General features: G+C 38.8%; 15 protein-coding genes. 2 read left to right on the top strand and 13 right to left on the bottom strand.

From position 1 onward, the window contains the following. Nucleotides 1-87 precede the first annotated feature (87 nt). The 12 genes from N1I80_RS09010 to N1I80_RS08955 all read right to left on the bottom strand — a co-directional run bounded on the left by N1I80_RS09010 (nucleotide 88) and on the right by N1I80_RS08955 (nucleotide 14,118). The gene (locus tag N1I80_RS09010) at nucleotides 88-1,389 is read right to left on the bottom strand and encodes an ABC transporter substrate-binding protein (RefSeq protein WP_340737546.1); all 1,302 of its coding nucleotides are present in this window, start codon (nucleotides 1,387-1,389) and stop codon (nucleotides 88-90) included. A gap of 270 nt (nucleotides 1,390-1,659) precedes the next feature. After that, the gene (locus tag N1I80_RS09005; protein ID WP_340737545.1) at nucleotides 1,660-2,664 is read right to left on the bottom strand and encodes a LacI family DNA-binding transcriptional regulator; all 1,005 of its coding nucleotides are present in this window, start codon (nucleotides 2,662-2,664) and stop codon (nucleotides 1,660-1,662) included. Between the two features lie 118 nt (nucleotides 2,665-2,782). Then, nucleotides 2,783-3,412, bottom strand: coding sequence for a YesL family protein (locus tag N1I80_RS09000; protein WP_340737544.1), 630 nt, complete (start codon nucleotides 3,410-3,412; stop codon nucleotides 2,783-2,785). 162 nt (nucleotides 3,413-3,574) lie between these two features. Beyond that, a complete protein-coding gene (locus tag N1I80_RS08995; RefSeq protein WP_340737543.1) occupies nucleotides 3,575-4,615 on the bottom strand; it encodes a Gfo/Idh/MocA family protein in 1,041 nt (346 codons plus the stop codon). A 218-nt stretch (nucleotides 4,616-4,833) separates the two neighbouring features. Continuing rightward, nucleotides 4,834-6,627, bottom strand: coding sequence for a methyl-accepting chemotaxis protein (locus N1I80_RS08990; protein WP_340737542.1), 1,794 nt, complete (start codon nucleotides 6,625-6,627; stop codon nucleotides 4,834-4,836). Between the two features lie 323 nt (nucleotides 6,628-6,950). Further along, complete coding sequence (locus N1I80_RS08985; RefSeq protein ID WP_340737541.1) at nucleotides 6,951-7,919, bottom strand: sugar phosphate isomerase/epimerase family protein; 969 nt, start codon at nucleotides 7,917-7,919, stop codon at nucleotides 6,951-6,953. A gap of 177 nt (nucleotides 7,920-8,096) precedes the next feature. Continuing rightward, nucleotides 8,097-9,122 (bottom strand): Gfo/Idh/MocA family protein, encoded by a 1,026-nt coding sequence (locus tag N1I80_RS08980; RefSeq protein WP_340737540.1) that lies wholly within the window; start codon nucleotides 9,120-9,122, stop codon nucleotides 8,097-8,099. A gap of 20 nt (nucleotides 9,123-9,142) precedes the next feature. Then, the gene (locus N1I80_RS08975) at nucleotides 9,143-9,868 is read right to left on the bottom strand and encodes a ThuA domain-containing protein (protein ID WP_340737539.1); all 726 of its coding nucleotides are present in this window, start codon (nucleotides 9,866-9,868) and stop codon (nucleotides 9,143-9,145) included. A 92-nt stretch (nucleotides 9,869-9,960) separates the two neighbouring features. Next, nucleotides 9,961-10,980, bottom strand: a complete 1,020-nt coding sequence (locus N1I80_RS08970; protein ID WP_340737538.1) for a LacI family DNA-binding transcriptional regulator — start codon at nucleotides 10,978-10,980, stop codon at nucleotides 9,961-9,963. A 21-nt stretch (nucleotides 10,981-11,001) separates the two neighbouring features. Then, nucleotides 11,002-11,820, bottom strand: coding sequence for a carbohydrate ABC transporter permease (locus N1I80_RS08965; RefSeq protein ID WP_340737537.1), 819 nt, complete (start codon nucleotides 11,818-11,820; stop codon nucleotides 11,002-11,004). Next, the gene (locus N1I80_RS08960; RefSeq protein WP_340737536.1) at nucleotides 11,820-12,680 is read right to left on the bottom strand and encodes a carbohydrate ABC transporter permease; all 861 of its coding nucleotides are present in this window, start codon (nucleotides 12,678-12,680) and stop codon (nucleotides 11,820-11,822) included. Before N1I80_RS08960 ends, N1I80_RS08965 begins: the two co-directional genes overlap by 1 nt. 112 nt (nucleotides 12,681-12,792) lie before the next feature. Next, entirely contained in the window at nucleotides 12,793-14,118 is a 1,326-nt protein-coding gene (locus N1I80_RS08955; protein ID WP_340737535.1) for an ABC transporter substrate-binding protein, read from the bottom strand. 271 nt (nucleotides 14,119-14,389) lie between these two features. On the opposite strand from N1I80_RS08955, the gene N1I80_RS08950 reads away from it, so the two are divergent. Then, on the top strand, nucleotides 14,390-15,274 hold the full coding sequence (locus tag N1I80_RS08950; protein ID WP_340737534.1) for an ROK family protein: 885 nt from the start codon (nucleotides 14,390-14,392) through the stop codon (nucleotides 15,272-15,274). Nucleotides 15,275-15,306: 32 nt separating this feature from the next. Further along, nucleotides 15,307-15,996 carry a YesL family protein gene (locus N1I80_RS08945; RefSeq protein WP_340737533.1) on the top strand — a complete coding sequence of 230 codons (690 nt, stop codon included), beginning with the start codon at nucleotides 15,307-15,309 and terminating at the stop codon, nucleotides 15,994-15,996. An 82-nt stretch (nucleotides 15,997-16,078) separates the two neighbouring features. Here N1I80_RS08945 and N1I80_RS08940 read toward each other — a convergent pair whose 3' ends face one another. Continuing rightward, a complete protein-coding gene (locus N1I80_RS08940) occupies nucleotides 16,079-19,930 on the bottom strand; it encodes a DEAD/DEAH box helicase (RefSeq protein WP_340737532.1) in 3,852 nt (1,283 codons plus the stop codon). Between the last annotated feature and the right edge of the window lie 77 nt (nucleotides 19,931-20,007).

The raw sequence follows: 20,007 nt of genomic DNA, 5'->3' as shown, positions 1-20,007 counted from the left end.
TCCTTGCCTGCTAAAAGATGGGGAGTACCCGAGTAATAACGTACTCCCCCTTTCAACTTATTTTATTTCCGGAATAAATAGATTCTATTATTCAGGTAAAATCAGGTCTGGATATGCATTTTTCACTTCCGTATAAAACTCGGCTAACGCAGCTTCTTTTGTTACTTTTCCTTCTACATAGTTTCCAACTTGTGTACCGAAGAATTCACTAATTTGCTGATCATATTTTGTAATAATACTTGCATCAATTTTTGTTGCCTCTGTTAAAAAGAATTCATAGTTATTTTGACCACCTAGAAAGTCATCAGAAAAGTCACCTTTAATCTTCTCTGTTACAGGAAGGTAAGACAATACATCTCCTGTTGTTTTAGCCCACTCTGTTAAAAATTCTTCGTCGTGAACCATCATTTCAATAAATTTAAAGGCTAAATCTTTATTCTCTGACCCCTTGTACATACCTAACCACGTTCCGCCTTCAAAATAAGGTGTCGGACCATTTGTAATTGCCCAATCCCCAGCATTTTTATTGGCATCTGCTTTAAAGACTGAGTTAAGTGCCCATGTTGGTAAGGAGACACCAAAAACTTCAGTTTGCTTTGAATCATCTCCTCCTTCTTCAAGTTTATCCCAACCCATGTTATAACTGATTGGACCATCAAATGATTCAAACCAAGCTGGGGACCATGCAGGTGCAAGAGCAGAATACTCTTTATCACGAACTTCTTTCGCATAGTCAAAATAAGATAAACGTTCATCTGTCATAATTAATTCATTATTGTCATTTACCCAAGCTTTTTTATTTGTACCATCCGTATATGGTCTAATGGACCCTTCGTCAGGGAATAAACGATAATTTTGTTTTTTTAATTCTTCACCAACTTCAAGCAATCCTTCCATTGTTGAGAGGCGTTTACCGATTTCTGCTGGGTCATCTGTCCCAAGTACTTTTTGTGCAATACTTCTTCGATAATAGATTCCACCAGGAGTTATTTGCCACGATATAGCTTTTACATCACCTGCTTCATTTTTTCCAAGGTCCCAAACATAGTCGACATAATCACTTTCCCATTCACTCACATTGTAAGGATCTTGAGAAAGCGTCTCCCAGTATTCCTGTTCTGTCCATTGCTTTAAGAAGGCTAGTTCACCAGTGAAAATATCCGGTGCTCCTTTTCCACTTTCAAGTGCCGGCCTTAATGTTGTCGTGTAATTCTCCATAGGAATAATTTGTAAATCTACAGTCACATCATATTTCTCTTCAAAAATATCAATTGCGGGTTGCAACTCATCCGTAAATGAAGTAATCGTCAAATCAGCCTTTGGTTTTCCACAAGCGCCTAAAACAAACATCAACATACATGCACTCAAAAATAATAGTATTTTCTTCATAACTACACTTCCTTTTCAGATTTTTATGTTTGTTTACTCCCTAAAATAAATAGTAGATTTTATTCGGAATAGACATTTTTTTCAGATCCGTAAGTTGTAATTTTCCAGGAGGTAAAGCGCTTTCCTTTTAATCGAAAAATAATATATTAATTGGGATAAAGCATTCCTAAAAGTCTACTTTGGCATTGGATCGTGGATACTTTTATAATAAATAAAGAAAGCGCTTTCCTTTCGAATTAAAAAAATTACCGCCTCCTTTAAGTATTAATATTAGATATATGGTTGACATGAATCTCTTTTTACTAGGCTTACTGGGATAACTTTAGATCGATGATTCTTAGTATCGCCATCAATTTCATCAAGTAGTAGAACAGCAGCTTGTCTACCAATCCGATCTGTATCCTGCCTGATTGTAGTCAAAGCTGGGTCAGTATATTTAGCCATTGAAATATCATCAAATCCAATAATTGAAATATCTTCTGGTACTCGAAGTCCCGCTTCTTTAACTGCCTTTATAGCGCCTATCGCCATCTCATCCCCAGATACAAATACCGCAGAAGGTGGATCTGTAAGTGTAAGCAATTTCATCATCGCAACTCGGCCACCTTCATAAGTAAAGTAACCACCATCAACTATATAATTTGCTGGAATCGTAAGTTGATGCTTCTCAATTGCCATTTGAAATCCTTGTATCCTTTCCATTGCAGTAAAAAGTGTAGACTTTCCTGTGATATGAGCTATTTTCCGATGACCTAATTCATACAAATGATCGACAGCCATCATACTCCCAAACGAATTATCACTATAAACAGCATTCGTATTTTCAATAAGTGCATCGATAAAAACTACTGGGATATCGGAACCTAGCAGCTCATTCTCAACTTCCTCTGATTCAGAAACAACTACAATAACCCCATCAACACCTCGATTTTTCAAGTGGCTATAATAACTTTGATTGTTCTCAATATTCCTAGAAACAAATAGCATATCATAATTATAAAGTTCTACCTGCTTCTTAAAACTCTCAAATACCCTACTAAAGAAGGGGTGAGTGATTCCGACATCCGAATCCTCTGAAAATACTACTCCTATCATTTTAGATTTTTTTGTTGCTAAAGTTCTTGCAGATGAATTCGGCATATAGCCCAATTCTTTTACAACCCTCTCTACTTTCTCTTTTGCTTTTTCACTCACATTAGGATAATTGTTTAATACTTTGGAGACTGTTGTAATTGAATATCCTGTTTTTTTTGCTACATCATAAATTGTAACCATAAATCACCCCTCCATGGAAAGCGCTTTTTCTTATATTATTACTCTACCATTTCTTTGTCAAGTAGTTTCTTGAAGATTTAGAAATATGTGTTCATTAGTGTAATCACTACTTTTCAGCTCATGCCAGTTCCGGTATCTTTTTAAATGCTCTTAGCGCACAGACCTGAATAATAAGCACTGGGACACTTATAAAATAAAATAGTGAAGCCGCTGGTACAATAAGTACTATAATGCTACAAACAAATAAACCTAGTAGGATCATGAGCGTTGATAGCGGGGATATACCTGCTATCATAAAAGCAAACTTAAAGTTCCTCCAAAATGCTAAATCGTAATGAACATACACGGCAAATACATAACAAGTTACTATAACAACTAACAAAGACAGCATAATAACACTTAAAAAAACAACTTTATCAATTATAAAACTGCTTGGCAGTAAACGTATCACTGCAAAATCAATCCAAACAAATAGATATGCTGGTATCAAAACCAACATGAATCGATTGGCATACCAGAAATTACTCCGGTATACACCAATAAACTCCCTCGTCATTGAAAAGTCAGTTCCATATCTTAGACATTTTCTTATGACTGCAAACATACTAACTGTTGCTGGCCCTATCCCAAAAATCCCAAGACCAAGTAGTGAAAATAAAATCCATAGTAGATTCAGGTAGGCTAATTTGACTGCCCAATCAAAAATAATTTGAAATCCTCTCATAGGGTTATTTTCTGTGTTCACCATCTAAAATCTCCCTTATAAAATTAAAAATCGTTAATGGAAAGCGCTTTCCATTAACAGTATAGTATCACTATTGAATTAAAAATACTAGACAATTATTCGAGAGCTCATTATTTTTTTCAAAAAACAAATAATGAGCTCCGAATATTACAATCTCCTAGCACCTTAAAACTGCATAGCTTTCCCAGTTTCCGCAGATTCATATATCGCATTAACAATCTTTTGAATGATAAGCCCTTGTTCAGGTGTACTTAATGGCGTCTTCCCTTCTAAACAGCACGCCACAAATTGGTTGATTTCCAGTTGATGTCCGTTTGTTTCTGGTAAATACGCTGGCGTACTATCGATGAGTGTATTGTATTTCTCCTGATATATTTTCAAAGGGAAAATATCAGCTCCACCTTTATTACCCATCAAAGATACTTGCATCGTGTCATCTTTTTCAACGTTTGCGGCAAAAGCAGCTTCCAATGTTAACGTGGCACCATTTTTAAATGTCACCATGCCAACAGCCATGTCCTCCACTGTATAGTTGTCAGAGTCCCACTCGCCCAGCAGTCCAACGCCCTTTTTATGGCCAATCTGCTGATGCGTTTTCCCGAGCACAACGTCTGGCTCTGGGTAGCCCATTAAGTAGAGTGCGGTATCCAGCATATGTACACCAATATCGATTAAAGGTCCACCGCCTTGCAATTCCTTGTTCGTGAAGACTCCCCAGCCTGGAATCCCTCTTCTGCGAATTGCGTGCACACGTGCCGAGTAAATATTACCCATTTCTCCGGCATCGATAAATGATTTTGCAACCTCTACTTCAGGACGATAACGATAATGGAAGCCGTACGTTAGAATTTTCTCCGCATCATTCGCAGCCTTGATCATTTGTTCCGCTTCTTCTACAGTCATCGCCGGCGGTTTTTCACACAGCACATGACAGCCCGCCTCAAGTGCCGCAATCGTCGCAGCTGCATGAAACTTATTCGGCACACAAACACTAACGGCATCTAGCTCTACATTCCCTAACATTTCTTGGTATGAATCAAAGACATGCGGAATTGCAAACTTGTCCGCAACTTCCTGTGCCCGTTCAACTGCAACGTCAGCAATCGCGACGATTTCTACTCTATTACCGTTATTCAAATAACTTGGGATATGTACATCCCTTGCAATTCCACCAGCACCGATAATTCCTACTCTCAATATAGTCATACAAACACTCTTTTCATTATTTGATTATTTTTCACTCTGAAACAGAACAAAAAACTTTTGCACTTTGCCTAGTTGGCAAGGCACCCAGTTGACAAAAAAACAAAATACGGAATAGCGGGAATCAGTATTTGGTGACATACCTTTGAAAACAATGCCTTCTATCGAACAAGTCTGCAAAGACCGACCAGCTACTGTCGAAGATAGTCGGTCTTTGTACATTATTCTAGCTTAAACACACTAATTTCACCATTCAAGAGTTCAGCTAGCTTCGCTAATTCTACAGCACTGTGAGACATTTCATCCATAGAACCAGCTATTTCTTCAGTGGTAGCTGCAACTTGTTCAACACTTGCTGCAGACTCTTCAGATACTGAGGCAATATCTTGTATTAAACCATTCATCTGGTCACTACTTTGAGCAATGTCTTTTAAATTGTTTGAGATAGAAATCACCTTTTCAACCATATTGGAAATGGAAGTATCAATCACTTCAAAGTTTTCTCCCGTTTTTTCGATTTGTTCTGTCCCTTCTTTCACTTCTTCATATCCCTTATTTAAAGAAGTGACAACCTGCTCTGTTTCTGTATGAATATGTGTGACAATATTTGTGATTTCCGCAACAGATATTGAAACTTGTTCAGATAGTTTTCTAACTTCATCTGCGACAACGGCAAAACCCAATCCATGCTCACCAGCACGTGCAGCTTCAATAGCGGCATTTAATGCCAATAAATTGGTCTGGTCAGCAATACTTTTAATAACTGACACCAATTGGGTAATTTCATTTGATTGTTTATCCAGGTTTTGAACTTGTCCAACTGCTTCAGCGATAATAAAATCAATTTGCTGCATTTGATTTACAGCGTTTTTCATCAATGTAGTTCCCTCATGAGTATACTGAAGTACACGCTCAGATTCTGTAGCAATTTGCCTTCCTTCTTGTTCAGAGTTGTGAACCATTTCGACAAAATCACTCATATTCTCAGATAAGTCTCCCGCACTGTTTGCTTGTACTTCAGAACCCGATGCTAACTCTGCCATAGTTGAGGCGATTTGGTCTCCACCCTGATTCACTTCATTTGTTGTTTGTGTTAACTCCTCACTACTAGAGGAAACAGCAAGTGAAGCGTCTGTCACTTTCATTAAAATACCTCGAATATTTGTCGTCATTAGGTTAATCGCTACTGCTAATTTCCCGATTTCATCATTGCCTTCATACTCCATCGGTTGCACAACTAAATTACCATTCGCCACATCAGTTGTAATACTGACAACCGTATTCAAATTTCGAGAAACACCGCGACTAATGACAAGCATAATAATGATTCCTAAAGAAATTGCGACTAGATTAGAAATTATTAAAACTAGAATACTGGAATCTATACTATTTTTGGCACCGTCCATTGCTACTTTTTGTTCTTCTAGGACATTTTCTATTAATCTATCAATTGCTTCAACTGTTCCAACTCTTAATGAGTTAGACCGTTCACGAAATATTGCTGTAATAATATCTTCCCCATCAATTACCTCTTCTATATCAGATAGCACAGCATCCATTTTTTCATTGTTATCTTTGATATGTTTTAACAGTGCTTGTTGCCGTTCGGTTTGCATAATTGGTTCTAGTTTGTTTTCTAACTCCATGAATTGTTCGCGGAGTTTATTATACTCAGTAATATAGCTGGTATTTTTTGTAATAATATAATCAGCCATTTGTACATCCTTCAATTGAGCGAGTAAGGACATTTGTGTCATATCGAATGTTAGTTGACTATCTCTTTCAAACTGGTCTGTATTTTTTTCCACGGTAGATAATTGATAATAAACAATTGCACTTGCCATTATAAAAAGTAAAGCAGCGAGGGTAAAAGATATAATATATTTGTTTCCAATACTAATATTTCGCCAATTCAGAAATTTCAAGTAGCCAAAACTTCTCTTTTTCGCTCTTTTCTTTAACTTTCCCCGCTTCTCTATACTGTTTTTCCAATTATTTATCTTCATTTTTTTCATGATATTCTCCTCATCATCATCATTTTATAATTCACACTCCTAAGGCTAAAAATCTCTTCTTTATTAGCATAATACTACTGAAAAAAGTTGTGTCGTATGAATATTTTCATCATACAACACAACTTTACTTATTCGGTTAATCAATTAAGTCTTGACGTAATTGTGTCCAAACTTTGAATTGCGCTTGGGGCCTACAAGATGTAGGTCATGCAGTCGTTGCGACAGGACGTCGCGAACTTAGACTGCCTTCCAGACTCTCCCCTCAAAATTTGTGACATCCGCCGGAGGCATAACAGGGAGGAATTGAACTTCATTCCTCCCTGTTACACCCACCACATATCCGCAGGCTGATCCTTGATTAAAACAGATTTCAAATTCGTCACCGCACGTGAGAATCCTTCATCAATCGACATCAACGGATCCTCATGCTCAATGCTGACCACATAATCATAGCCATATGTGCGCAAAGCACTCATCATATCGGACCATTCTTGGATACTATGTCCACAGCCAACAGATCTAAATGTCCAAGCACGTGTTTGCACATTCCCATAAGGCTGCATATCTGTTAAACCATGCATATTGACATTGTCCTGATCAATAAACGTATCTTTCGCATGGAAATGGTGTATGGCATTTTCTTTGCCTAAAATTTTAATCGCTGCCACTGGGTCAATTCCCTGCCACCATAGATGACTTGGGTCCAAATTAGCTCCAATAGCCGGTGAAGTTGCTTCTCTTAATTTCAACAATGTATATGGAGTATGCACGGAAAAACCACCATGCAATTCAATGCCAATTTTCACGCCATGCTCTTCCGCAAACTTCCCTTGTTCTTTCCAATAAGGAATCAGTTTTTGTTCCCATTGCCAATTATAAATATCCGAGTACTCGGTTGGCCATGGCGAAACTGGCCAGCTTGGCAGCTTAGAATCCGCGTGGGCCCCTGGTGTTCCTGAAAACGTGTTGACGACAGGAACTCCTAATAGGCTCGCTAACTTCACTGTTTTGACGAATATCTCATGGGCCTCTTGCGCCACTTGTTTGTCTGGAGAAACTGGATTACCATGACAACTAAACGCACTGATGGTTAACCCTCGTGACTGCACTTTATCCAAATAATCCTTGCGCTTGTCTTCACTCGCAAGTAGCTCGTCGACATTACAATGCGCATTGCCTGGATAACCGCCTGTCCCAATCTCAATCGCTTCTACACCTGCACTTTTCACATGATCTAGCATGTCTTCAAATGACTTTTCTGCAAATAACACCGCAAATACGCCTAATTTCATCAGTCATACCTCCATTTAATCAATTGCGCCTCGGCGTAATTGTGTCGGGATTTTGAATTGTGCATAGCACAATTCACTCCCCTCAAAATCCCTGACATCCGCCGGAGGCCTAACAGGGAGGAATTGAACTTCATTCCTCCTTAATCAGCAAGGAGTTCGAACTCCTGCTGATTCAAGTTAAATTTTACTGAATTGTTTTGTCTTCATTGACTCCAAAGCAGCTAAAATCACTTCCAACGATTTCATACCTTCTTCACCGTTAATAAGCGGCTCTGTATTGTGCACAATTGACTCGATAAAATGGTCGATAACATGCGTCGTTGTTTGACCACCTTCTGCATTCGATTGGATTGCGCCTAATTCATAGTTAACGACTTCCCCATTTTTATATTGCACGATTAATGAATAATTTGGATCATCCTCTAAACGTAATGTCGCATGTTCGCCGTAAATAATCGTTGAATTATCCTCTCTTGACGTATATGCCCAGCTCGCGGCTAAAGTGCCGATAATTCCTGACGCAGACTTTAAAATACAAACCGCATTATCATCTACATCTGTATTTTCTTTTGCACTTGTTTCGATAAAACCAGCGACTTCAACAAACTCTTCACCGAGTAAATAACGCAGTAAATCAGCTTTATGTACACCAAGATCGCCCATTGCACCTATAAAAGCCTGCTCCTTATTGAAGAACCAACTATCTTTACCATCAACACTCCATCCCTCAGGTCCACCATGGCCAAAAGCAGTTCGGAAGCTATAAATTTTCCCGATTTCACCACTGGCAACTAACGCTCTTGCCTTCGCGTGTGACGGTACAAATCGTTGGTTATGGGCAATCATTAGCTTTTTATCATTCGATTTAGCTACTTGAATCATTGCTTCCGCTTCTTCTTTTGACGTTGCCATTGGCTTTTCGCACAACACGTGACAGCCTGCTTCTAGTGCCGCAATTGACACAGGGGCGTGTAAATAGTTCGGTAAACAAACACTAACCGCATCAATTTGTTCAACTTCTAGCAGTTTTTTATAATCAGTGTAAGCCTTTGCACCGTATTGCAGTGCCGTCTCTTGCGCTCGTTCTTCCACGATGTCACACACGGCAACAATTTCCACCGCCGAATGGCTATCATATTCTCCTAAATGTCTATGCTTGGCAATGCTTCCGCAACCAATCACTGCAACTCTCAATTTCGTCATTTATCTCACTCCTCTTGGTGTCATTCGTTATGGTTCGCAATTTTCTCTAACGGTTTAGCATTCCCATAAATGGGTGTTGGCGTATTTGTATTTTTAGCCCATTTGACTGCATTACAAATTACCTTTTGTACATCTTTATTGTAGTATGTAGGATACGTTTCATGTCCTGGACGGAAATAAAAGATTTTCCCTTGCCCACGTTTAAATGTCGCTCCACTTCGGAAAACTTCCCCACCTTCAAACCAGCTAACAAACACTAACTCATCAGGTGCAGGAATATCAAAATGCTCACCGTACATTTCTTCTTTTTCAAGTTCGATATATTCCCCAATCCCCGCTGTAATCGGATGGCTCGGATCAACGACCCATAGACGCTCCTTCTCATCAGCCTCACGCCATTTCAAATCACAAGTTGTGCCCATTAACGTTTTAAATATTTTCGAAAAGTGTGCCGAGTGCAACACAATTAGTCCCATACCTTCCAACACGCGCTTCTTCACTCTTTCAACAATGTCATCCTGTACTTCATCATGCGCAAGATGTCCCCACCAAACGAGTACATCCGTCGCATTTAATACTTCTTCCGTTAAACCGTGTTCAGGTTCATCTAATGTTGCAGTTGTTACTTGATGAGCATCTTGTTGTAAAAAATCTGCAATCGCCCCATGAATCCCTTTCGGATAAATCTCAGCGACCACCGGATTTTTTTGTTCATGACGATTTTCATTCCATACGACAATATTCATAGATAGTTCCTCCTTCATCTGTTGCATGATTTTAAGCAATCGGTTGCATTTTTGATGCGAGTAAGCAGCTACCCATAGCAATTCTTAGCTGCTCACAACGGTAAACATGAATTTCTTTCCACAATAACAGTTGGAATGATAACACTTTTCTTAAACATCGTTGGTTCTTTCACCAATTCGATTAAACAATTAGCAGACTCATAGCCTAATTGATAGGTTTGTGTATCAACTGTCGTTAAAGCTGGATTAGATACTTGAGCTATCACAGAATTATTAAAGGCAATCATACTCATATCTTCCGGCACTTTGATACCTCTTTCACTTAGTGCAGTTAACACAATTAATGCATTTAAGTCATCAGAAACGACTACTGCAGTTGGCGGTTCTGACAAGTCCATTAATTCAGCAACGATTTGTTTCCCATGATTGGGGTCAAATTTTATATTTTTAATGTAGCTCCTCGGAATAGCAATGCCCTTCCCTTTAACTGCTTGCATGAAACCATTTAATCTGGCTTCACTTACTTCAAACTGTTCATCTTCTCCAATAAACGCAACTTTTTCATGTCCTAAATTCAGTAAAAAATCCGTTGCTTCTTTAGCAGCTTGCACATTATCATTATCTACAAACATGATCTTACTGGATTCAATTAAAGGTTTTCCGATGACAACAAAAGGAATACCTGATTCGATTAAATAAGGAACTACTTTATCGTCTTTTTTAGAATAGAGAACAATCATGCCGTCCACTCTTTTTCCACGGACCATTTTCACCGTATCATTAAAGAGCTCTTCTTCAGATTCACCTGTCGCTAGACTGATACTAAATTCATACTTACTGCACAAAGCACTAATCCCTCGAATAACTTCAGGAAAAAAGGAATTATGCATAGATTCTGATGTAGAGTTTTTCATAATAATGCCAATTGTTTTGGTTGATTGTGTAGCAAGCATCTGTGCACTATAGTTTAGATGATAACCCATTTCATCCATAACTTTACGCACTTTTTGCTTTGTTTTTTCACTAATATGTGCACTATCTGAGATGACGCGTGAAACGGTAGACGGGGCTACACCCGCCCGTGCCGCAACATCTTTAATCGTTACTGACATAACCTACATCCTTCACTTAATTTATTTAACAGCACCTTCAGAAACACCTTCAATAATTTGTTTTTGTGCGAAGAAGTACCCAATAATGACTGGAATGATTGCGATTGTCAACCCAGCTAATGCTAAATGCCACTGTTTCGTATATTGACCAAAGAACAGATACATCTTTAAAGGAATCGTCGCACTTGAATCTGCCAAGATGAGTGACGGGAGTAAATAATCATTCCAGATCCAGATAACATTCAGTATACCAACTGTCACTGAAATAGGCTTTAATAATGGGAAAATAATTTTCCAAAACACCTGGAATTTATTGGCCCCGTCAATAGTCGCAGCCTCATCCAATGAGCTTGATATACTAGTCATGGCACCATGGTATAAGAAGATCGATAGACTTGAACCAAATCCTAGATACATAAAGATTAGACCTGTACGATTCAGCATATCTGCCTTACCAAAAAGCGAAACGAGTGGAATCATCACTGATTGGAATGGAATAAGCATGGCAGCAACAAATACTAAAAAGATGATACCGCTAAGCTTACTTTTATTACGCGCCAATGCATAGCCTGCCATTGAAGAGAAGAGAATAATGACACTAACAGCCACACCCGTAATAACTAGTGAGTTGAAAAGTGATCTCATAAAATCTAAGTCAGCAAAAGCCTTAACAAAGTTATCCATCGTATATTCATTTGGCAAACCAAGTACATCCGTAAAAATTTCCCTTTTCGTTTTGAACGCATTGACTATCATTAAGTAAAAAGGAGATAGCCATAACAAAGCAAGTAATAAGCCGAAAAATTCTATTAAATATAAATTACGTTTACTCTTCTTCATTACAAGTCTACCTCCCGTTTTTTATTATAGTAAACTTGCGTCAATGCAACCGCTGCGATAATTATAAAGAAAATGACAGCTTGCGTTTGTGCATACGCCATTTTATTTTCAGTAAAAGCAGCTTTTACGATACTCATAGCGACCATCTGTGTGGAGTTATATGGCCCACCATTTGTCAAAGACAAGTTTTGGTCATAAATTTGAAATGAATTGGACAATGTTAAAAACATACTAACTGTAAATGCTGGCGCTACGAGTGGAAATGTGATATTTCGAAAGCGCTGAAAGCTAGATGCGCCATCAATTTCAGCTGCTTCTATTAAGTCCTTCGGAATGTTTTCCAAATAGGCAATATAGATAATCATGATGTACCCTGCCATTTGCCAAGATGTCAAAATAACTAGACCCCAAAAACCAGTTGCGGTCGTAGATAACCAACCAGTCAACGCTTCAATGCCAAGTAAATCTCCTAAACTTCCAAAAACACTGATGAATACAAATTGCCAAATGAACCCTAAAATAAGCCCACCAATTAAGTTTGGCATAAAGAAAACCGTACGCATAAAATTACTTGTTTTCATCTTCCGTGTGACAAGTAAAGCTAAACCTAACCCCAAAAAGTTAAGTAGTATAACGGAAGTCACTGCAAATTTTGTCGTAAACCAAATGGATGCCCTAAATTCAGCATCTTTAAATAAAGTAATATAATTCTTAAAACCAATAAATTCAGTAGCTACCATCCCGTTCCAATTAGTAAAGGAGTACATAAAACCATAAATAAATGGAATGATGATGACAATTCCTAAACTCAAAATAACTGGCATCAAAAACAACCAAAATGATAGATCACGGTTACGCATAGCTAGCACCTCCAGTATGTAGTACAGCTAACAAAAACTTTTCACAGTTTTTTGTTAGCTGCATTGTCCCATCTTCTATTACATATGCCACGACAGCTTTAGTTACTCGAAATTATTTTCGTTCTGCTTCCCATTTCGCTTTTGCTTGTGAAATAGCCTCATCCCACTCGATTGCGCCGCTTAAATACTTTTGGATATTAACACCAAGTGTTTCTTGGTTCCATCCCGTTGGAGTCGCTTGATAGACCCATCCTTCAATTGTATTACCTGCTTCAGCATATTCATAAATCGTTTGTGACAATGGATCGGAAATTTTAGATGCATCATAACCTTTGTAAGCAGGGATAAATTTGAAATCTTCTAGCACAGCCGTTTTCCCTGTCTCAGATGTATACATCCAATCTAAGAAATCTTTACTTGCTTGTACAACTGCTGGGTCGCTCTTTCCATTGACACCCCAGAACATTGGCACACCTGCTGGAATCTTGCCTTCAAAGCCTTCTACTGGAACTGGTAAAATTCCGATACCATTTTCCGCTAGCTCTGAATCCATGTCGTAAACAGAGTTAAAGACCCAGTTTCCTTGTTGAATCATCGCAACTTTTTCTAGAGAGAATAATTGTTCAACTTGCTGAGAATAATCTAAGCTAAGTACTGGTTGAACAGAATATTTATTTTGCAAATCTAGATATCTTTTCAGCTCATCGCCTTTTTCAAATGCAATTGTCTCAGCTGTATAAGCTTCTGAAATATCATTATTAAACTCAGGAGCTATAAACATATTTGAAATATGATCACCTAGCACCCATAATTCTTTTGCTGGTAATGCAAATACTGCATCAATGCCTAAATCATCTTTTTTACTATCTAGTAATTCAACTGCTTGTTGTAAATCAGCAAACGTAATAATTTCATCTGGATTAATACCAGCCTTTTCTAAAATGGCTTTGTTGAAGATCAATCCGTAACCTTCTTGGTTAAATGGTAATCCTAAAATTTTATCGCCATCTTGGACAGCAGTTAACGTTCCATCAAGAGATGCAGCAACTGCCGCTGTATCAGATACGTCTGCCAAGTACTCTTTATACTCCGCAACATCAGAAGGTCCTCCGACATTAAAGATATCTGGCTCTTCACCGGAAGAAAATGATGTTTTTAAAGTAGCACCGTAATCATTTCCACCACCGACAGTTTTCACATTAATTTTTACATTTGGATTTTCTTTTTCATATACTTTAACAAGATTTTCAAGCTGATCTTTAATTTCTACTTTGAATTGGAACATCTCTATCGTTACCTGATCTCCTGCTGCTTCTTTAGCCGGCTTATCAGCTATTCCTTCTTTTCCATTGTCATCCGTAGATGCACAGCCTACTAATGCAAAAATGGAAAGGAATAATACAGACACTAAACTGATAAAATGCTTTTTGTTCTTCATATAATCTCCCCTTTTCTTTAATGAATGCGGTTGCATGATTTCATAAAAAAAATGATGTCTTTCTTTTATCTACAACAAATATTTTATGAAACCGGTTGCACTGAATCGCAACTTCAGATTAACATGGAATTTAGAATTGTGCAATACAAATATTTTATTTCCTCTACTCTAGCAATATATATATATTTAAATGGGTCTAGATAGAATGAATGTCTTATGCTACAGTTAATTGGTAAACTTTTTAAAATAATGTGGGGTAGGGATGATACATATGAACGTATTAGCAGTGGATATTGGTGGTACAAATATTAAAATGAGCATGGTAGACAGTACAGGGCAGACTTCTGCATTCAAAGAAATTGAATCTGGTGCTAAAAAAGGTGGACAGTACTTAGTAGATCATCTTATGGAGGCCATTGCGGAGACATATTCTGGTTTTGATGCTATTGGAATTAGTACAGCTGGCCAAGTAAACAGTGAAGAAGGGAGCATCATTTTTGCAAATGAAAACTTCCCTGGATATACCGGTATGCACGTTAAAGCGCTTTTTGAAGAACGTTTTGGAGTTCCTGTGAAAGTTGAAAACGATGTCAATTCAGCTGCTTTAGGAGAAAAACATTTTGGAGCTGGTCAAGATTTTAATGATTTTCTATGTTTAACCTATGGTACAGGTATCGGTGGTGCTATTGTCATTGATTCTACGGTTTACAAAGGTATGAATGGCAGTGCTGGTGAATTTGGACATATGATACTACATCCAGATGGCTTAAAGTGTAACTGCGGATGTGTTGGTTGCTACGAAATGTACGGGGCTACAACTGCTTTGGTAAAAAATGCAATGGAGCTGAATAGTAAATATATCAATGGCCGAGCGATTTTTGAAGGACTTGAGCAAGGTGATCAGCAACTAGAAAAAGTGCTAAATGATTGGGTCCTCGAAGTAGCAAATGGACTCGTCTCACTCATCCATATCTTTAATCCACCAGCGATTATTATTGGCGGCGGTGTGATGGAGCAGAAAAAACTAGTGAAAGCAGTTTCAGCTAAGGTCCAGGAATTAGTAATCAGTAGTTTTACTGGTGTTCAAATTATTAGTGCAACCCTTGGGAACAAGGCTGGATTGCTTGGAGCAGCATCGTTGCACTTGAATAAATAATCCTATTTGTAGCTTGAAGGAGGAACACTAGCATGACTGACAGCTCTGGGTTAATGGGTAAGCTATACGTCATTAGTGAATGGATTATGAAATTTGCTTTTACAAATCTATTCTGGATATTATTTAACTTGCCCGTCGCCTTTTTATGTTTAAATCTATTGTTTGTTGAACGGCTAGAAGATTTGCTACTCTTTGTTCTCCCCTTAGCAATATTGATGCCTTTGTTATTTTTCCCTGCTACTACCGCGATGTTTGCAGTAGTCAGAGGTTGGATTATGAAAGTTGACAATAGCGGACAGGTTTTTAAGTCCTACTGGCGTTTTTATAAGGAAAACTATAAAAGAAGTTTAGTGAATGGACTTTTCTTAACGGCAGTTTGGCTCGTTTGGGCGATAGATCTCTACTATTTCTCTACAAACAATAAAATGCTGATGATTCTATTCATTGTTTTAGGCGTTCTACTATTCGTCTTCACCATCAATCTTTTTTCAGTAACTGTTCATTATCATATGAAATGGTACGCTGCTTTAAAAAACACTTTCTTGGTCACTCTTGGAAGTCCTATGTTATTTATAACGGTAACTTTGGGCAGTGGGGTCATTTTATATTTTAGCTTTGCTGTCTTTACATTCCTACTCCTTTTTGTAACCGGCTCACTTATTGCTTATTTAGCATTTTCCGCATTTTACCGGAACTTCTTAACGCATACGAAACCGGAATAAAAAGCAGCGTCAACGACTTTGAACAGTTGTTGACGCTGCTTTTCTGATGTACATTACTACATTACCTAATTAGGATGTTTTTTCACCTTTCTTCATAAGGCCTAAAGCCATTTTTCTTCTTAATATCCTCTAACAGACGTCCATACATTTCCCTTGAACTTGGATGTTTTGTCCGCACGGTAAACATTTCTGAGCTTCCTATAATAATGAGCAGCTCACGTGCACGCGACAACGCGACATTTAGCCGCCTGTAATCGCGTGCGAAACCGATGTCGCCACCTTTTTCTCCATGATTTCGTACGAAGCTTAAAATAATGATATCCATTTCCATTCCTTGAAACTTATCTACAGATCCCGTTCGGCAATGCAAGTGCTGTGGCATTAAGTCCTGTTGAATTAGGCGATCGATGCGCTTGACCTGTTCCCCGTAAAAGCTAATGACACCGACACTTTTTTTGTCTTCTGACTGCATCTTGCCTTCATTCTTAGCTTTATCAGTCGCTTGTTCCAAATCAACCAAAAGATTTTTGACCATCGTCAATTCTGCCTCGTTGAAACGACTTGTACCGCCCTTCACCTTTTCCTCAAAATACGCCGGCTTATTGGGCATATCAAACCAAAGAAGATGGTCCTTCCGCTCAATATAACGGGAATCAATCATGTGATCGCGTACCTTATCAGAATCCGTCAGCCCACATTGCAAACGGTAGTCCCCTTCTTCATAAAAAGGTGTGATCGTCTGCATAATGCTTTCATGCATTCGATACTGAATGCCTAGCATCGTCTTATTTTGCTTCGGTAATGTCCTGAAAAGGCGCTCGAATAACGACTCATTGAGCAGTTTTTCAAATTCTCTCTTATCTTCCTGAATATCGATTTCCTCAAGAAACTCCTCAAGTGTTTCTTGTCCAACAAGTGGCGGCAACTGATGATGATCCCCTACTAAAATAATCTTTTTGCCCTTTAACATCGGCAGTAGCAATTCAGGAGGTGTTGCTTTTGACACCTCGTCAATAATGACGACATCGAAGGTTGGATATTCTTCCATGAAATCACGTCTTGCTGACGCCACACAAGTTGTACCGATCACATTGGCGTGTTTGACGTACAGTTTTCGGATTTCATCTAAATCATAGTCGTTGGCTCCCGTTAGTAATGATAGCCATTGTTGCTGAATAGCTTGTGTAATCGGCAAACGTTGTTGGTCTTTTTTCATGCCCTCAAGTTCGTCTAATAACGTTTCTAATATCGCAAGTACTTGGCGTTGCTCCACTTCAGGTTGTTCTTTCAGTATGTCTGCCAACACCAAGAGTCGCTGCTGCGGTTCGACTAATTCTTCGCGCAGTCCCTTTTCTTCCTCGATTAACAACTGTAACGTCAAAGAATTTTTGTCCATTTCTTCCGTAATGAATTGCGCCGCAGTCTGATAACCCTGTAACTCTCCAGCATATGTCTCTAGCAATTCTTTCTTTTGTCGGTAAGTAGCATATACTTTTTCTTTGTCTGCCAATTGTGCTGTCATATCACTCAGTTCAGTTGTTTCATCTATCGTACCTATTTGTTCCAATAGTTTTGAACTTGTTTGCTGGAGTTCGCTTAACTCCAGTTGGCGACTGTCATAATGCTGCTGTAGGATTATTGTTTCTTGTGTTATTTTCGAAATAGATTGATTCGTATTGTTTACGATTTCCAACCGAATCGCAGTAAACAATACTTTCGATTGGGAGAGTAGTCCATTTTGCTTTTCAAAGCTTCCCATTTGCATCGTTGTAAAACTCTTTTGCTGGCGCAACATATGCAAACCAATTGCAATGTTTTCGAGGTTTTCATATTTTTCAGCTGAATAACTTTTAATGGCTAGACTCTGCCTTGTCGTTGGCGCTACTATGAATCGCGCGATATTGTCAATTAATCCATTAATTTCAGCTACTGTCGCATAATTACGACGTACTGTTTTCTCCCCTGAATGCTGGAGAAATCCATGCTCTCTTAGTAGGTCTTCCATTTTCTCGATAGCAGTAGATAACCTAACACCAAGTTCCATCCACTCTGTATAGCCATCTGTTGATTGGCTGGATTGAATCTCAACGAGAAAACGGTCTAATTCAGTTATTTTTTGATGAGTCTGGGCTGGTACATCCATGCCTGCAGCAGCCAATTGACTTTTCAAATCCGCTAACTTAGCTAGCGTTTCAAGCTCCTTCACAAAGTGCTGATATTCGTCTATTTTGGTGCGCTTCACTTCCAGCTCCTGTTGAGTCATCGTAAGTGACTGTTCGGCTTCACCAATTTGGCGTAATATTTGACGATAGCTAATATCACCACGTAGCTTTACTAGCGCTTTTTGTAGAAGTTCCATTTGATCGACAGTCTGTGAATTTATTTTTTCGGATTGCAAAAGCTGTTCAATTCGTTCGATTTCGGTCGATACCCCAGTCGCTTTTTTTTGCAACTCAGTTTGATGCTGCAATAAGCTCTCACGCTCTGCTGTAATACTGTCCATTCTTGCAGTCAGCTTGCTCACTTCTTCAGCAAGCACCTGCTGTTCAACTTCAGCTTCCTGCTTCAACTTAATCTTTTCGGCTAATGTAACTAATTCTCGTTGTAACTCGTCTTGCTGCACTTCACAACGCTGGATATCTTCCTTTAGTTGAAGCGCCATCTTGCTATGCGAGTCCAACTGTTCATTGACCGCCGCCAAGGTCTGGTTTTTCCAATTAAGCGCTACATTTTCTTCGATAAACTTCTTGCCTTCTTCTTCAATGCTTTCTGTTCGTCCATAGCGCAAAATTCGAATATCCTGGTGTGATAATAAACGCCCAAGCGCATTATCAACCGCTAAATTGGCCTGAGAAGCGACAAGCGTGCGTAGCCCCGCCTTCACATTTTGATGACAAATTTCGGATATAACTGTTGTTTTCCCTGTTCCCGGAGGTCCTTGAATGACATATAAATCATGGGAAGTCATGGCACCCGTAACAGCTTCCTTTTGGAACTTATTTAATTCATTATGAAATTCGAATTGCTGCTGATTTTTGGATATACGGACAGTAGGTCGCTCTTCAAATAAAACCTTTTCTAAATTGGCATTCGCTGCCAGACCATCCTGCAAATCTTTAAAGCCTTTGCGTAATCGCCTCACTTGGCTAAGCTCCAAAAAATTACTGAATATCACTTCTTTAAACGATTTTGGTTGCCATTTATGTTGTCTAGCCATCTCTCTATAATGGCGAGTCAGTTCAATTTCGATCACACCTTTAGAACGATTGGCATTTAGGACACTGCCGAAATCTTGTGAAGTTCCTGCCATCTTCGCACTAAAACCTTTAATGACCTGCCAATCGGGCCCTTTTAAATCACTGCACACTAGGCGCAACTTGCTAAAATCCTCACTAAAACTAGCACGCGAAAAAGCCGATGTCACGTCTGCAACATCTGCATTACGTTCCTGTATCCTCAAATAGCCTTCCCAGCTAGAAATTCTTTTCTTCACATAGTCAGAGCGTTCTTCCGCAATCGGCAACTCCCGAAGACTCGTATACAAGTCAACCGGCATCGTTGCACCGGTATTACGGCCCAGTTGAAACTTTAAACGAGTCGGCAAACGACGATTCGTGCGGACAATCTCTTTTCGTCCCCTCACATGAAAACCCGTTGCCAAAAAACCATCATGCTGATACACACATTCCATCACAGCAACCTTGCCTTGTAGCCGCTTCGCTAACACTTCATTCGTATCGTTATCAAAGAAAAATGAAAAGGACATATTACCTTGTTTATTATTCGGGCGTTTCTCAATATAGATGTCAAAGGCATCCTGTAACGCAAAAAAGGCATGTTCTCCTTTGACAAATTGAGACATTCCTTTACGTGCGTTATCTGTCACGCCTAGACCACAGCGCAGGACTTTCTGTTTAGTTGATTGTTGAGTCACAGGAATGCCTTCTTTCTACAAATGAATAGAAGTCAGTATCTCTGTGCATTCGAGATGACTGACTCTGTATTGTTTGA

Source organism: Sporosarcina sp. FSL K6-3457, from assembly GCF_038007285.1.
Taxonomy (GTDB): domain Bacteria; phylum Bacillota; class Bacilli; order Bacillales_A; family Planococcaceae; genus Sporosarcina.
This window is presented reverse-complemented; position numbering and strand designations above follow the sequence as displayed.